This is a genomic window from Halomonas mongoliensis (assembly GCF_052496345.1).
Genome location: NZ_CP199288.1, coordinates 643,373 through 657,545 on the forward strand (window position 1 = coordinate 643,373; position 14,173 = coordinate 657,545).

General features: G+C 59.2%; 15 protein-coding genes. 3 read left to right on the plus strand and 12 right to left on the minus strand.

The features are described from left to right. Window positions 1-38: 38 nt before the first annotated feature. The 6 genes from ACRYRV_RS02985 to ACRYRV_RS03010 all read right to left on the minus strand — a co-directional run bounded on the left by ACRYRV_RS02985 (window position 39) and on the right by ACRYRV_RS03010 (window position 5,492). Window positions 39-1,118, minus strand: coding sequence for a hypothetical protein (locus ACRYRV_RS02985; RefSeq protein WP_444986045.1), 1,080 nt, complete (start codon window positions 1,116-1,118; stop codon window positions 39-41). 443 nt (window positions 1,119-1,561) lie between these two features. Beyond that, window positions 1,562-2,329: a YrzE family protein gene (locus ACRYRV_RS02990; protein ID WP_444986043.1), complete on the minus strand. Its 768-nt coding sequence runs from the start codon at window positions 2,327-2,329 to the stop codon at window positions 1,562-1,564. Window positions 2,330-2,428: 99 nt separating this feature from the next. Continuing rightward, window positions 2,429-2,929 carry a hypothetical protein gene (locus ACRYRV_RS02995; protein ID WP_444986041.1) on the minus strand — a complete coding sequence of 167 codons (501 nt, stop codon included), beginning with the start codon at window positions 2,927-2,929 and terminating at the stop codon, window positions 2,429-2,431. 397 nt (window positions 2,930-3,326) lie between these two features. Then, on the minus strand, window positions 3,327-3,956 hold the full coding sequence (locus tag ACRYRV_RS03000; protein WP_444986039.1) for a hypothetical protein: 630 nt from the start codon (window positions 3,954-3,956) through the stop codon (window positions 3,327-3,329). Window positions 3,957-3,991: 35 nt separating this feature from the next. Beyond that, window positions 3,992-4,612, minus strand: coding sequence for a hypothetical protein (locus ACRYRV_RS03005; protein ID WP_444986037.1), 621 nt, complete (start codon window positions 4,610-4,612; stop codon window positions 3,992-3,994). Continuing rightward, window positions 4,602-5,492 carry a hypothetical protein gene (locus ACRYRV_RS03010; protein WP_444986035.1) on the minus strand — a complete coding sequence of 297 codons (891 nt, stop codon included), beginning with the start codon at window positions 5,490-5,492 and terminating at the stop codon, window positions 4,602-4,604. Before ACRYRV_RS03010 ends, ACRYRV_RS03005 begins: the two co-directional genes overlap by 11 nt. A 518-nt stretch (window positions 5,493-6,010) precedes the next feature. Here ACRYRV_RS03010 and ACRYRV_RS03015 point away from each other — a divergent pair. Together ACRYRV_RS03015 and ACRYRV_RS03020 are read left to right on the plus strand one after the other, a co-directional pair. Next, window positions 6,011-6,199 (plus strand): hypothetical protein, encoded by a 189-nt coding sequence (locus ACRYRV_RS03015; RefSeq protein ID WP_444986033.1) that lies wholly within the window; start codon window positions 6,011-6,013, stop codon window positions 6,197-6,199. 79 nt (window positions 6,200-6,278) lie between these two features. Continuing rightward, window positions 6,279-6,851, plus strand: coding sequence for a phosphoribosyl-AMP cyclohydrolase (locus ACRYRV_RS03020; protein ID WP_444986031.1), 573 nt, complete (start codon window positions 6,279-6,281; stop codon window positions 6,849-6,851). 122 nt (window positions 6,852-6,973) lie between these two features. Here ACRYRV_RS03020 and trpC read toward each other — a convergent pair whose 3' ends face one another. The 6 genes from trpC to rpe all read right to left on the minus strand — a co-directional run bounded on the left by trpC (window position 6,974) and on the right by rpe (window position 12,957). After that, window positions 6,974-7,783: an indole-3-glycerol phosphate synthase TrpC gene (trpC, locus tag ACRYRV_RS03025; RefSeq protein ID WP_444986029.1), complete on the minus strand. Its 810-nt coding sequence runs from the start codon at window positions 7,781-7,783 to the stop codon at window positions 6,974-6,976. Between the two features lie 43 nt (window positions 7,784-7,826). Then, entirely contained in the window at window positions 7,827-8,846 is a 1,020-nt protein-coding gene (trpD, locus tag ACRYRV_RS03030; protein WP_444986225.1) for an anthranilate phosphoribosyltransferase, read from the minus strand. A gap of 16 nt (window positions 8,847-8,862) precedes the next feature. Further along, window positions 8,863-9,471 (minus strand): anthranilate synthase component II, encoded by a 609-nt coding sequence (locus ACRYRV_RS03035; protein ID WP_444986027.1) that lies wholly within the window; start codon window positions 9,469-9,471, stop codon window positions 8,863-8,865. Window positions 9,472-9,488: 17 nt separating this feature from the next. Beyond that, on the minus strand, window positions 9,489-10,985 hold the full coding sequence (gene trpE, locus ACRYRV_RS03040) for an anthranilate synthase component I (protein ID WP_444986223.1): 1,497 nt from the start codon (window positions 10,983-10,985) through the stop codon (window positions 9,489-9,491). 270 nt (window positions 10,986-11,255) lie between these two features. Beyond that, entirely contained in the window at window positions 11,256-12,251 is a 996-nt protein-coding gene (locus tag ACRYRV_RS03045; RefSeq protein ID WP_444986025.1) for a phosphoglycolate phosphatase, read from the minus strand. Window positions 12,252-12,255: 4 nt separating this feature from the next. Beyond that, a complete protein-coding gene (gene rpe, locus ACRYRV_RS03050; RefSeq protein WP_253450455.1) occupies window positions 12,256-12,957 on the minus strand; it encodes a ribulose-phosphate 3-epimerase in 702 nt (233 codons plus the stop codon). A gap of 180 nt (window positions 12,958-13,137) precedes the next feature. On the opposite strand from rpe, the gene cysP reads away from it, so the two are divergent. Beyond that, window positions 13,138-14,163: a thiosulfate ABC transporter substrate-binding protein CysP gene (cysP, locus tag ACRYRV_RS03055; protein ID WP_444986023.1), complete on the plus strand. Its 1,026-nt coding sequence runs from the start codon at window positions 13,138-13,140 to the stop codon at window positions 14,161-14,163. Window positions 14,164-14,173 lie beyond the last annotated feature (10 nt).

The window sequence follows — 14,173 nt, forward strand, 5'->3', positions numbered from 1 at the left end:
AGGGAAGTAGCGGAAAGTGGGTCGGCTGCAAGGCATTGTTATGTGCCGAATTCCTGTGCGTAAATTACTACCCTATCTTGGGATGCATCTACTAGTGAATCAGCATAAATTTCATATAAATCATCTTGCGACATCCAATCCGAGCCGATTTTTCCACTATTGAATAGGAACTCAAATGCTTCAGTTGAAAGCGAGACATTCCTCATTTTCTCGTATTCAAGGAGCTTGCCACCTTGCGGTCCAGTAGAGGCACAATCTTCGATTCTACATACTGGAATGTGCTCACCTCTGGAGATGTACTTCTGACTCGGATTCTGCAACTTGTCAGTAGGCCTTAGAAAGGCAGCACAGAATGGAAAGCGATAACTATTCTCGGACTCTTTACATTCACAATGTTTTTTGTCGCACAAAAATGACTTCAACTTTTCAAGCTGAGATTGCATCCTTGGGTCTGACAAATACAGTTTTCGATCCTGCCAAATTTTGTATTGAATCGCTACGATGCTGACTTTGTCAGATTTCGGCGCGTGACGCTCATATATGATGTCAGCCCCCGTAATGTGTTCGGGGTGATCTGGATGAAGAACACGAACTCTTAATATGTTGTCATTTGGCAGTTCAAAGTCACGATAACCACGCCCGGTTGCAAGCGATTTAAGTTCACGATCAGAAACAGTTGCATCCCGAAATATGAGCTGATTTTCCGAGTGGGATTGCGGCTCTAGTTCTTTTCTACCCTTTTGCAGTATTGCTACCCGACGACGGAGTTGATCGACTTTTTGTTTATTTTTCTGACCCTGAGCGACCGAGATCAAGCCTTCTAAGTCTTCAATATCCGTAATGATCAGCGAAAGCGGATCATTTGGTGTCCCATCTCTAACTGACCTGAGAGAGGCTTTTTGGCGATATTCCTTAGTAATATCACTTTCGCGCTCTCGCTTAAGAATACTTACTTCTGGCCCTAAGAGTTCAGGGTAGAGTTCGCCGCCCAATTCAAGTGCGTTGTCATACGTCGATTTTGCCATATCGCCGTGCGAAGCGATTTTAGTTAAACCGCGCATAGCGTTCAGCGTAATCCACTCTGCATCAATGCGTTCTTCTTCTGCTATTTCGTTCACAGAGTGCTCCTAGCTAGGCACATAACGCCCCAAGCAGGGGAGTATTTTGCGTTTTGAGCGCAGCGAAGCAAAATATTTCCGCTGCCTTGGTTTGTTAAATTTTTTGTAGCAATGGCACCAATACCGCAACCACGTTAACAAGAGTTAGAATCGAGATAGCTATGGTCATATTTCTCATATGCTTGGTCATTGACAGCATTTGGTGATTGAGTAGCTCCGACTCCCTGCGCGCAATCTCTTCCCTGTAGAAACTAAGACCTGGCGAAGTTGTCTTTGCTATCCGGTCGTAGCTTTTCTTAAGGTCTTCGATGCTCCTACCTCTGAACTCATCATATGACGTCATAGCGATTCCGAATTTAACGCCCCAAGCAGGGGCATATTTTGCGCTTTGAGCGCAGCGAAGCAAAATATGTCCCGCTGCCTTGGTTTGTTATGCGAAACAACTATCCATGATCAGTTGCAGATCCGGATGGCGGATCAATCATCCCAATAATTGCATGACCAGGATACATAGACTGACTCTCAGTCTTCAATTCATTCATATTTGTACGTAGAGCTGCCATAGAAGCATCTATTCCTTGTACCATATAGTCAGTGAGCATTTTAAGCACCTGAGCATCTTTTGTACCAAGCTCCTTTTCTAGTTCCAATGGTGGAAACGACGGCCCAAGACGCTTTTCTACCCGCTCTACTGCGGGCTGAAGAACTTCTACATGAAGTTTCGAGCGCTGAAGTATTACGTCAAGTGTTGATGCAATTTCCTGTTCTGCTAAGGCTATAGTGCCGAGAATATTTGGATCGGACGATTTGAAGATAAAAGAGAGCGATTCATAGTCAATTTTCGGTTTTTCCAAAGCCATTCCCGCAACCGGCATTATATACAAATGCCGTAAAGAGTTAGTCCGGTGTTCATCGATGAACTGTGTTCTTAAAGCATGAAGCTTGTTATACCACCTAGAAAGTTCAAATATGGCGTTGTTTGCAGCAGTTACGTCACGTGCCTCAGCATCCTTCCTTGCCCTTTCGTTTTGAAGCCTGAATGCAAACCAAGCACCGGAAAACGCGCCTATAATGGATACTGCTAGGTTAAAAGCATATTGGTACGTCTGGGGCATCACGTCTTCTGCAATTGCTAGAGCCGAAAAATAATAGACTAGAAGTGCTGCTAGCCCGATAAAAATGCCCATAATTACGTCGTAGGAATGCTTCAAGTATCCTCCGATTTTTGAATCGCATAACGCCCGCAGCACGCGTGGCTTTGTAATGAAGGCGCAGCCGGAATGAAAAAGCCGTCGCCGTGCCTGCGATTGTTAGCTGATTGTGGTAAAAGGCTTGCTATATGCCTTGAATATAGTTTCGGCGTCATCATTTATTTTTGGCCACCTTACCATAGTTCCTTCATCGCCTCTCAACGAACAGGGGTATCTACCACTCCAGGTAGATGCGTCGGAAAGCAACGATAGCGAAAGTTCATAATCCTTAACCAAGTCCGCATCAATCATACCCGCGAGCTTTACTAAGTCATGCGTCTTGAGCTCAGAAGGAAAGCCTGCTACAGGCTCCCAGCCTTCTTTGTGAGGAGACCCGAATCTATTTAAAGTCCAAATGGCTTTAAATAGATTCTCTAGTGAAAACCCATAGAGCATGGTCGCGACATTCTCCAAGTCCGACTTCTCAGAAATGTCGATTAGTACTTCTGCTCGCTCTCTCGTTGACCTTGCTGCCGCAAGGAGAGACCTCGAATGCTTAAACCATTCAAGGGGGTTACTAACTCTTCCCGCGAACATCTCTTTAGCTACATCTATTTCCATGCTCGTACTCGATTCACAGCTAACGCCGTGGACAGCGGTGGCCTTGGAGCGCAAGCGGAAAGGACATCCGGCCGCCAAAGGCGGCGAACTGCTGCACTTTGTTATTGCCAACACCACCAAATATAACCACTGCCACCCTACTGGCTGAACCACTGAATGATAGATGCACCAGCCTAGACAACAGCACCTGATTTTCTGACTGCATTACCCGCAACAGCTCAACCGCTTGATGCTGGCAACGACCTAAAACAAAGCCCGATACGGTGGCGGCGACCTGAACATTTTGCCGAAGTCACCAACCTCAACCGACACTACCAAGCCCCGGCAATAACGCCCAACTCAGCGGGCAATTTTTGCGCAGCGAAAATTGATCCGCTGCAGTTGATTGTTAGGAGCCTTACCAGCAGTCGCGCTGCATGTCATTTTTGTAGCCCTGATATTCTGAAATGGCTGCTGCCGAACCTTCCAAGATGATTGCCATTGCTCCCACCACCTCCTTCAAATTCCTCAGGTTAACTCTCGGGGAGTCCATTTGAAGAGAGTTATTTCCGTTAAAATCCTTTGGATATCTAAAAGTCGTCGAACGTGGATCGACTTGCTCAAACTGATTAATCAAGCTGTCAAATGCCGCCAAGTCACTTTTACTACCGTCTGGCCATAGCTCAACTAAAATATCGCGCACCTTTGGCCACAGCTTAGATAGTTGATGTTCGGACTTATGCTTATGCTCTATATCAAGCAGGCGCCTGCCATCATGCAACAAGGACTTTAGCCTAAGCTCAATGTAATGCCGATACAGGAATACAATGGGAAAAATCAGCGAGTCGGCAGTGCCGCTACGATCAGCCACAGAGTTTACAAGAGAATCTCCTGCCTCTTTGTAGCCGACGATGTAAAGCTCTGTTGGATCGTGATACCAATCAAGACAAGCATTCATCCACCAGTCTTCAGCCTCAATAAAAAGCTGATCATCGCCCTTGAGCTCCCTCATTCTTCCGCCTAAGAGGTCATCGATGCTGTCTGACATTTCTGCCTCCTAACGCTTGCAGCAGGGGCGCGACGTCAGGAGCGTCCCTTGCCTGCATTTGTTAGCTGATTTCCCAAAGCCTCCTTGATAGCGCCCCAAAATCGTTCGCGATCAAACGATACTCGATCGTATGGATATCGTTCAGCAAGCTTCGAGCCCAATACTTTTGGTGCGTCGGAGCTATGATCAGTCAATAGTACGAGGGTAACCGCAGACTGCTCGTGTGGCACCAATGTTTGGTGATATACACCACGAGGAACCTCATAACGACTCCCGGACCGACGTAATTCATCCACTTCTGCAAAGGTATCGACCTCATTAGGTGTTCTAACTATCTCTGAACCACCACTATAATAACTGACGGAGTATTCACACCACTCCGTCCCCGGCTGAACACGATACTGTAAGTCCCTCACCGCTCCCGCCAGCACGAGGCTCTCCAATCTGTAAGTATGGGTATGAATGGGCCAATCGGGGTTTTTAACTCTTCGCTCACCTTCAGGCCAATAATGCACGCGTGCAATATGGCTTGAAGAAACCTCGTCGATAACACAGGAGACGAACCCTAGCGGATGCCAAAGCGGAACCAAATTGGCCGAGAGAGAACTAAAGTTTTCTCGGAGAAAACTGAGCATTTCTGAAATTTCAATTTTCATATGGATTCTTCGACTCCCGACACGCCTGCAGGACAACCGCCGGTGTAATTTTTTTACATAGCTCCGTCATTCCGGCCCTGTCAAGAGCATCAGATACATCACTTTCCTCAATCTGAGCCAATTCAATTCCACGCCGCATACCATCAAGGTTTACTTTTGCCCCCTGATCTCGCGCAAACTCCATTGATGTCTCAAAGTGTTCATAGATGAAATGATCTCGGTTGATTTTGAGCGCAGGTTGTCGTCGATCTTCCACTGTTATGATCATTGCCTCGTCATTTGAATCTATCCTAACAGGATCAAATGAAGCACTTAGATATAAATCTATGTTTACCCGTCGATTGTTTGAATACCAAGAACAAATAACAACTGTTACTAGAATCTGAAGGGCGACGGTGTCTGCATCATACTGTTTTCCCTTATCGATCGAGTTTATTTGGCTTCGGTACGACGCGTGTTTTTCGCACAATGCCTTATTGTTAGGATCGATCACGCAAGCACTTATATGGCAATTTTGTCGATCTGCCAAAGTCGGGAGAACCTTACCCCTCATATACCGGCCAAAGTTCCCCTTATAACGCCACCTCGTGGCCGTGCTCAATAGCTTGTCGAATTCCTTGGTTATTTTTCCGGCTTCAAGCTCAACTATACCTTCGGCAGTTTTTTGCCGAGGAATGAAAGAGCTCACTACCCACAACAAGAATAGTGACGTGAGAATTGCTGCCGCTATAGCTCGAATATATCCAAGTAGCGTTTCGATGAAGGGTAATGTGCCGAGCTTCCAATCGAGCAGTAACGCAATCGTAAACAAAGCGATCAACAGCACAACGAAGGTTCGCCGGTGCTTTTGGGGCAACGTGAGAATTGATTGTGTATCCATCTTTTATTTTTGATCCAGAGGAAATTTTTATGACTTGAGCAGCTAACAGGTATTAGACCGCACGCGTCATATCCCACTTGAACGCGCACGCGCGTTCAATAATGTTATGCTGCGCGCTCGCCAACCTCTTATCTGATTGAAATAATTAGAAATTAAGCATAGCCGATCGTCACGCATGCTGCATATCCCCCAATCAACGCGCCTGCTGCCTTTGCCGGCCTCAATCATCCTTTCGCTCCCTCGGCGGAATCTGGGCACGCTACCGCCCCTATCGGGCATGGTCGGTGGGTGCCGCTTCCATGCGATAGCCGGATGGTGCTATGTCGTCGCTTTCTCAATCTTCTTAGGTCGACCAGATTAAGCAAATCATGAAATAACTGCAAAGCGCAGGCCTTGACCCGGCTCAATGCCAGCATGGGGCAGCCGGCACGGGGAAATATGAATAGCGGGGTGGCAGCCGGTGGGCGCTTGAGAGCACGCTACCCCAGTGCAGGAATAGAGACGGCAAGGAACTGCGCATGGGGCATAGGACAAGAAGACGGCTGCTGGGCTGCCTGCCCATGGCGGTGGCGGCGTGGGGCGCGCCGGCGCTGCTGGAGACCGCAGGTCTCCCGGCGGTAAAGGCCAAGCTCAGCGGACACTGCAAGGGCGCCTTCGGCGCCATTCGCGCGGCAGAGCCGCCCTCCCACCGGCCAACTTCACGCTGATCTGCGAAGAGCCATAAAATTCTGAACCTTCAGCAAGGTAGCGTGTTCTGATGTTGGCCGTTTTTTTCAAGGAGAGATCATGAAGCTGAAGACACTGATTACCGCCACCGCTCTGGGTCTGGGTCTCGGCACCGCCGGCCTGGCCAGTGCCACCGAAGTGACCCACATGGGCGGCGACATCACCGAAGCGCAGGTGCTGGAGGCCCAGCAGGCGTGGGGCGATGCCCTGGTCGCCATCTCCAACACCTACGAGGAAGAAGGCATCGACGCCGCCCGCGCCCTGGCCGAGGAGATCATCGCCGGCGCCTACGGCCACGACATGGGCCCGGTGCTCTTCAAGCCGACCCTGGCCGAAGCGCCCCAGACCTTCCGCACCACCCCCGAGGGGGCCCTGGCCTACTTCGTCGGCCATAGCGACGAGTACAGCGCAGACAGCGGCTTCGCCCTGAAGGGCTGGCAGGAGGTCACCATCGACAACGCCGCCATCTTCATCAGCGGCGACATGGCGCTGACCATGGGCAACGTCTCGATTCTGGATGCCGACGGCAACACCACCACCGTGGACAAGAGCTGGGGCTACCACCTGGACGACGAGGGCGACCTGCGCATCGTGCTGCATCACTCGTCGCTTCCCTTCACCGGGGACGAGTAAGCTACAAGAACGTCTAAAGCCAGGATGTCAAAAGGCCGGCGGTTTTCCCGCCGGCCTTTTTACGTCCGGTACTCGAGCCCTTCTCGATGCGGCCGGCCCCGGGCGGAGCCAGCCAGTCGGCATCAGAAAAACAGCCGGCGCAGCGCCTCGCCGGGGTCGGCCTCGCGCATAAAGGCCTCGCCCACCAGGAAGGCGTTGACGTCGTGCTCGCGCATGCGCAGCACGTCGTCGCGGGTATGGATGCCGGACTCGGTCACCACGGTCACCTCCCGGGGAATCCGCGACAGCAGGTTCAGGGTGGTATCCAGGGTGGTGTCGAAGGTGTGCAGGTCGCGGTTGTTGATGCCCACCAGGGAGAGGTCGAGGGCGAGCGCCCGCTCGAGCTCCCGAGCGTCGTGGACCTCCACCAGCACGTCCATGCCGAGCTCGATGGCCTGGCGGTTGAGGTCCGCCATCTTGGCGTCGTCCAGGGCGGCAACGATCAGGAGGATGCAGTCGGCGCCGATGGCCCGGGCCTCGCTCACCTGGTAGCCGTGGGTGATAAAGTCCTTGCGGATCACCGGCAGGTCGCAGGCGTCCCGGGCCTCGATCAGGTAGTCCTCGTGGCCCTGGAAGAAGTCGGCATCGGTGAGCACCGAGAGGCAGGCGGCGCCGCCCTTGGCGTAGCTCGCGGCGATCTCGGCGGGGCGAAAATCCTCGCGTATCACCCCCTTGGAGGGAGAGGCCTTCTTGATCTCGGCGATCACCGCCGGGTCACCGGCGGCGATCAGGCGCTGCATGGCCGCCACGAACCCCCGCGGCGCCCCCTGCTCGGCGGCCAGGCGCAGCAGCTCGGCCTCGGGCACGGCGCGGGAGCGCTCGGCCACCTCCTCGTCCTTGCGCTGGAGAATCCGGGTCAGGATGGTGGGGGTCGCCCCCGGGGATGCGCTCATGGTGTGACTCCTTGATAGAGGGTGCGCTGAACGAGGGCCTCGCTCACTGCAGGAAAACGCGGGTAAAGTTGGCCAGCTCCCGGAGCTTCTCCAGGGGCAGCTTGGAGGCCTGGGCGTCCTGGGCCAGGGCCACCCCCTCCTTGAGGCTGTCGGCGATGCCCGAGGCGTAGAGCGCCGCGCCGGCATTGAGCGCGACGATGTCGGCGCCGGGCCCCTCCCCCACCAGGGCCTGCTCCACCAGGCGCAGGCTCTCCTCGGCGGAGCCGACCTTCAGGGCATCCAGGGGCTGGCGTTCGATGCCGAGCTCCTCGGGGGTGATCACATACTCGGTGATCTCGCCCTCTTTAAGCTCCGCCACCCGGGTCGGCGCGGCCGGCGAGATCTCGTCGAGGCCATCCTCGGCGTGCACCACCAGCACGTGGCGGCTGCCCAGGCGATGCAGCACCTCGGCCATCAGAGGCACCAGCGCCGGGGAGTAGACGCCCAGCACCTGGTTGGGGGCGCCGGCGGGGTTGGTCAGGGGGCCCAGGATATTGAACAGGGTGCGCACGCCCATCTCGCGGCGCGGCGCCACGGCGTAGCGCATGGCCGGGTGGTGGTTGGGGGCGAACATGAAGCCCACGCCCACCTCCTCGATGCAGCGGGCCACCTGGCCGGCATCGAGGTCCAGGTGGATGCCCGCCACGGCGAAGAGGTCGGCACTGCCCGACGACGACGACACGCCGCGGTTGCCGTGCTTGGCCACGTGGCCGCCGGCCGCCGCCACCACGAAGCTGGCCGCGGTGGAGACGTTGAAGAGGTTGGCGCCATCGCCGCCGGTGCCGACGATATCCACCACGTTCTCGGCGTCGAGGTGTACCGGCTTCATCAGCTCGCGCATCACCTGGGCGGCAGCGCTGATCTCCTCGGGGGTCTCGCCCTTCATGGCCATGCCCATCAGGAAGGCGGCGATCTGGGCGTCGCTGGCCTCTCCGGTCATGATCTGGCGCATCACCTCGTGCGTCTCGGCGAAGCTGAGGTTCTCACGGCGCATCAGGGCGCCCAGGGCATCTCGCATCTGCATCATGGCTCTCCTCGACTCAGGCACGGCCCAGCGGCGCTTGAGCACGACGCTGTAGAAAGTTGGCCAGGAGCTCATGGCCCTGGCGGGTGAGGATCGACTCCGGGTGGAACTGCACCCCCTCCACGTCGAGCTCCCGGTGGCGCAGGCCCATGATCAGCCCCGGGGTGATGTCGTCCTCGGCGGTCCAGGCGGTCACCTCCAGGCAGTCGGGCAGCGTGGCACGCTCCACCACCAGCGAGTGGTAGCGAGTCACCTCCAGGGGGTCGTCCAGGCCCTCGAACACCCCAAGCCCCGCGTGGCGAATGGCCGAGGTCTTGCCGTGCATCACCTGGGGGGCGCGTACCACCTCGCCGCCGTAGACCTGACCGATGGCCTGGTGGCCCAGGCAGATGCCAAGTATCGGCAGCCGGCCGGCGAAGTGGCGAATGGCCGCCATGGAGATGCCCGCCTCGTTGGGGGTGCAGGGCCCCGGCGAGATGACCAGATGGCTCGGCGCCATGGCCTCGATCTGCTCGAGGGTGATGGCGTCGTTGCGGTGGGTGATCACCTCGGCCCCCAGCTCGGCCAGGTACTGCACCACGTTGTAGGTGAAGCTGTCGAAGTTGTCGATCATGCAGACTTTCATGGGATCTCTCCGGCGCCTTATTCGAGGTTGTCCAGGCCGCGCTCGGCCATGGCCACGGCGCGGAACAGGGCGCGCCCCTTGTTGAGGGTCTCCTGCCACTCCATCTCGGGCACGGAGTCGGCGACGATGCCGGCCCCGGCCTGGACGTGCAGCTGGCCATCCTTGATCACCGCGGTGCGGATGGCGATGGCGGTGTCCATGTTGCCGTGCCAGGAGAGGTAGCCCACGGCGCCGGAGTAGATGCCGCGCTTGACCGGTTCGAGCTCGTCGATGATCTCAAGCGCGCGGATCTTGGGCGCCCCGGAGACGGTGCCCGCCGGGAAGGTGGCGCGTAGGGCGTCCATGGCGGTGAGCCCCGGCGAGAGCCGGCCGGTGACGTTGGAGACGATATGCATGACGTGGGAGTAGCGCTCCACCACCATCTCCTCGGTGACCTTCACCGAACCGGTCTCGCTGATGCGCCCCACGTCGTTGCGGCCCAGATCGATCAGCATCAGGTGCTCGGCGCGCTCCTTGGGGTCGGCCAAAAGCTCCGCCTCGAGCGCCAGGTCCTCCTCCTCGCTGCGCCCGCGCTTGCGGGTGCCGGCGATGGGGCGCACCGTCACTTCGCCCTCCTCCAGTCGGGTGAGGATCTCCGGCGAGGAGCCGGCCACCTGATGATCGCCGAGGTCCAGGAAGAACATGTAGGGGGAGGGGTTCAAGCTGCGCAGGGCCCGATAGAGGTCGAGCGGCGCGGCGCGGTAGGGAATCGACATGCGCTGGGAGGGCACGCACTGCATGACGTCGCCGGCCAGCACGTACTCCTTGATGGTCTCCACCGCCGCCTTGAAGCCCGCCTCGGTAAAGCCGGAGGTGAAGTCCCCCTCCTCCACCGCGGCGCCGCCGGTGCCGGGGCTGATGGTGTTGAGGGTGGCGCTGCGCAGGCGAATCTCCAGCTCCTCCAGACGCTGCACGGCACAGCCGTAGGCGTCCGGCTCGGCGGGGTCGGCGTGGGTCCAGAGCGCCAGCCGCCCGGAGAGGTTGTCGAATACCACCAGCTCGTCGCACACCATCAGCAGGATATCCGGCACGCCCAGGGGGTCGGGCTTGTCGGCGGCGGCCTGGCTGCGCAGCCGCGGCTCGATATAGCGGATGGTGTCGTAGCCGAAGTAGCCCACCAGGCCGCCGTCGAAGCGGGGCTGGTCGTCCAGGCGCGGCACCTTGAAGCGGGCCTGGAACTGCTCGATCCAGGCCAGCGGATCCTCCACCTCGCCGGCGCCCTGCAGCTCATCGTCGATGAAGTGGCTCACCGTGAAGCCGCGCACCTCGATGCGCTCCCGGCTGGGCAGGCCGATGATGGAGTAGCGGCCCCACTTCTCGCCGCCCTGCACCGACTCGAGCAGGAAGCTCCAGGGGGCGTTGGCCAGCTTGAGGTAGGTGGAGAGCGGCGTATCGAGATCGGCCAGCACCTCGCGGGTGACCGGAATACGGTTGTAGCCGGCGTCGGCCAGCTCACGGAAGCGTTCGGGGGTCATCATGCCCGCAGTCCTCGGGGTATGGGGGTGACGATGGAAGGCGCAGGGGCGCCGCGGCTCGGCGCTGCTCGATGGGCGAGTCAGCGTTGTAAGGGGAGCGTCACCATCGCCAGCCGCCGCGCAGGAGGGGCAGCAGGCAGGGTGCGGCGCAGGCGTCACCGCGGGGTGCAAGGGTGTCCGGCAGGGTGCGGCTGGTCATCGAGTCGTTTCCGCTTCTTATAGCAATAACATATTGATTGGGCCGCGCTTATAGCATTAGCCAAAATCACGTTAAACGAGTTCCGCCAGCGATTCAACCATGCCATCCGGCCCACTCGCCTGCACCGGCTCACCGTGGTTGTAACCGTAGGGCACCGCCAGGGTACGAAAGCCGGCGGCGCGCCCGGCGGCGATATCATGGCGGGAGTCCCCCACCATCAGGCAGCGCGACGGCGCCAGGTCGAAGTGGCTGGCCAGGTGCAAGAGCGGCGCCGGGTGCGGCTTCTTCTCGGGCAGGCTGTCGCCGCCCAGGCAGAGGGCAAAGTGCTCGGCCAGGCCCAGCCCTTCCAGCAGCGGGGCGATAAAGGCGAAGGGCTTGTTGGTGACCAGGGCCAGCGGCAGGCCGCGCTCGCGCAGGGCATCGAGGGCTTCGACAACGCCGGGATAGAGGCGCGTGCGCGAGCCCACATCCCGGCCGTAGTGGTAAAGGAAGCGCTGGTGTCCAAGCGCCAACCGCTCGGACGACGGCGTCTCGCCCAGGGCATCGGCCAGCGCCCGCTCGACGAGCTTGAGCGCACCGTTGCCGACCCAGAGGCTGACCTTCTTCTCCCCCGCCTCGGGGAGGCCCAGCTCGCTGAGGGTCGCGTCCACGGCGGCGGCCAGGTCGGGCACCGAGTCGATCAGGGTGCCATCCAGGTCGAAGGCCACCAGGTCGATGCCGTCGAGAATGGGGTGCATGCTCTCTCCTTGGGGCGGCGCGGGAACGCCGGCCGGGGGCTGGGGTAACGAGGCCTGGCGCGCTGCCAGCCAGGAACGCTTGCGGGCGGCCGAGAGGCGCTTGATCTCGGCCTCCAGGCGCAGCGCCTCGCCGCGGCTACCCACCGGCTCATGATGGCGCAGGGCCAGGGGGCCGCGGCCACGCAGGGCCTTGGCGCCGCGGCCGGCGGCGTGCTCGGCCAGGCGCCGCTCCACGTCGGTGGTGATGCCGGTATAGAGGGCGCCGGCGGCGGTCTCCAGCAGGTAGAGGTGCCAGACCGGCGCCTCCCCGGCGGGCTCCTGCTCGCTCACGGCCTCAGCGGGCCCCGGCCAGCTGCTCGCGGAAGTCGCGCAGCACGCTGTCGTAGCGGTGCGGATCGGCGTCGTTTCTGGCCTTGAACACCGCGGAGCCGGCCACGAAGGTGTCGGCGCCGGCCCGGGCGATCTCGGCGATGTTGTCCACCTTCACCCCGCCATCCACCTCCAGGCGGATATCGCGGCCGGAGGCGTCGATGCGGCGGCGCGCTTCGCGCAGCTTGTCCAGAGTGGCGGGCAGGAAGGACTGGCCGCCGAAGCCGGGGTTGACGCTCATCAGCAGCACCATGTCGATCTTGTCCATCACGTAGTCAAGGTAGGAGAGCGGCGTGGCCGGATTGAACACCAGGCCGGCCTGGCAGCCGCCGTCACGGATCAGCTGCAGGGAGCGGTCGATATGGTCCGAGGCCTCGGGGTGGAAGGTGATGATGCTGGCGCCGGCGTCGATGAAGTCGCCGATCAGGCGGTCCACCGGGCGCACCATCAGGTGTACGTCGATGGGCGCGGTGACGCCGTGCTTGCGCAGCGCCTCGCAGACCATGGGGCCGATGGTCAGGTTGGGCACATAGTGGTTGTCCATCACGTCGAAGTGAACGATATCGGCCCCCGAGGCCAGCACGTCGTCCACCTCCTCGCCCAGGCGGGCAAAGTTGGCGGAGAGAATCGAGGGGGCGATCAGGAAGTCGCGGTTCGCATCGGTCATGGCGGATATCCGGGGTCGCTGGCGAAAGCGCGCATTCTAGCAGAGCCCGCCGAATCCGGCAGCGCCGGGCATAGCGGAGCCGCAGAGGCATATTCATAAATAGAATAAAAAATATCTTTGTAATTACCAATGCGCAGACTTAACCTTGTTGGCAATCTCAACGCCTATCGGAGTGACCCCATGACCCTGCGCCCTCTATTCCAGCGCCCCCTCTTCCAGCGCTCCCTGCTCGCCATCGCCCTGGGCGCGGGACTCATCGGCCCGGCCAGCGCCGCCGAGCGGGAGCTGCTCAACTCCTCCTACGATATCGCCCGCGAGCTCTTCTCCGCCATCAACCCCGACTTCGTCGCCCACTGGCAGGAGACCCAGGGCGAGACGGTGGCGGTCAGCCAGTCCCACGGCGGCTCCTCCGCCCAGGCCCGGGCCATTCTCCAGGGCCTGCGCGCCGACGTGGTGACCTACAACCAGGTCACCGACGTTCAGGCCCTGGCCGATGGCGGCCTGGTGGACGAGGCGTGGCAGGAGGCGCTGCCCAACGCCGCCTCGCCCTACTACTCCACCACCGCCTTCCTGGTGCGCAAGGACAACCCCAAGGGCATCGAGAGCTGGGATGACCTGGTGCGCGACGACGTGAGCATGGTCTTTCCCAACCCCAAGACCTCCGGCAACGGCCGCTACACCTATCTCGCCGCCTGGGGCTTTGCCGACCAGCACTTCGACGGCGACGAGGAGCAGATCCACGACTTCATGCGCACCTTCCTGCGCAACGTGGCGGTGTTCGACACCGGCGGCCGCGGCGCCACCACCAGCTTCATCGAGCGCGGCCGCGGCGACGTGCTGATCAGCTTCGAGTCCGAGGTCAACAACATCCGCAGCGAGTACGGCAGCGACGACTACGAAGTGATCGTGCCCCCGGTCAGCATTCTGGCCGAGTTCCCGGTGGCCGTGGTGGGCCCCAACGCCGAGCGCAACGGCACCACCGACCTGGCCCAGGCCTACGTGGAGTACCTCTACAGCGAGGAGGCTCAGCGCACCCTGGCCGGCTTCAACTACCGGGTGCACCACGAGGCCGTGGTGGAAGAGTTCGCCGAACGGTTCCCGGAGACCGAGCTCCTGCGCGTCGAGGAAGTCTTCGGCGGCTGGGACGAGGCCATGGAGGCCCACTTCGCCAGCGGCGGCCTGCTCGACCAGCTGCAGCGCCGCTGATTTCACGCCC

Excerpts from the sequence above, each read along its gene's own strand:
- ACRYRV_RS02995 (WP_444986041.1), bottom strand. The coding sequence starts at position 2,929 with ATGGAAATAGATGTAGCTAAAGAGATGTTCGCGGGAAGAGTTAGTAAC.
- ACRYRV_RS03000 (WP_444986039.1), bottom strand. The coding sequence starts at position 3,956 with ATGTCAGACAGCATCGATGACCTCTTAGGCGGAAGAATGAGGGAGCTC.
- ACRYRV_RS03005 (WP_444986037.1), bottom strand. The coding sequence starts at position 4,612 with ATGAAAATTGAAATTTCAGAAATGCTCAGTTTTCTCCGAGAAAACTTT.
- ACRYRV_RS03010 (WP_444986035.1), bottom strand. The coding sequence starts at position 5,492 with ATGGATACACAATCAATTCTCACGTTGCCCCAAAAGCACCGGCGAACC.
- ACRYRV_RS03015 (WP_444986033.1), top strand. The coding sequence starts at position 6,011 with ATGGGGCATAGGACAAGAAGACGGCTGCTGGGCTGCCTGCCCATGGCG.
- ACRYRV_RS03020 (WP_444986031.1), top strand. The coding sequence starts at position 6,279 with ATGAAGCTGAAGACACTGATTACCGCCACCGCTCTGGGTCTGGGTCTC.
- trpC (WP_444986029.1), bottom strand. The coding sequence starts at position 7,783 with ATGAGCGCATCCCCGGGGGCGACCCCCACCATCCTGACCCGGATTCTC.
- trpD (WP_444986225.1), bottom strand. The coding sequence starts at position 8,846 with ATGCAGATGCGAGATGCCCTGGGCGCCCTGATGCGCCGTGAGAACCTC.
- ACRYRV_RS03035 (WP_444986027.1), bottom strand. The coding sequence starts at position 9,471 with ATGAAAGTCTGCATGATCGACAACTTCGACAGCTTCACCTACAACGTG.
- trpE (WP_444986223.1), bottom strand. The coding sequence starts at position 10,985 with ATGACCCCCGAACGCTTCCGTGAGCTGGCCGACGCCGGCTACAACCGT.
- rpe (WP_253450455.1), bottom strand. The coding sequence starts at position 12,957 with ATGACCGATGCGAACCGCGACTTCCTGATCGCCCCCTCGATTCTCTCC.
- cysP (WP_444986023.1), top strand. The coding sequence starts at position 13,138 with ATGACCCTGCGCCCTCTATTCCAGCGCCCCCTCTTCCAGCGCTCCCTG.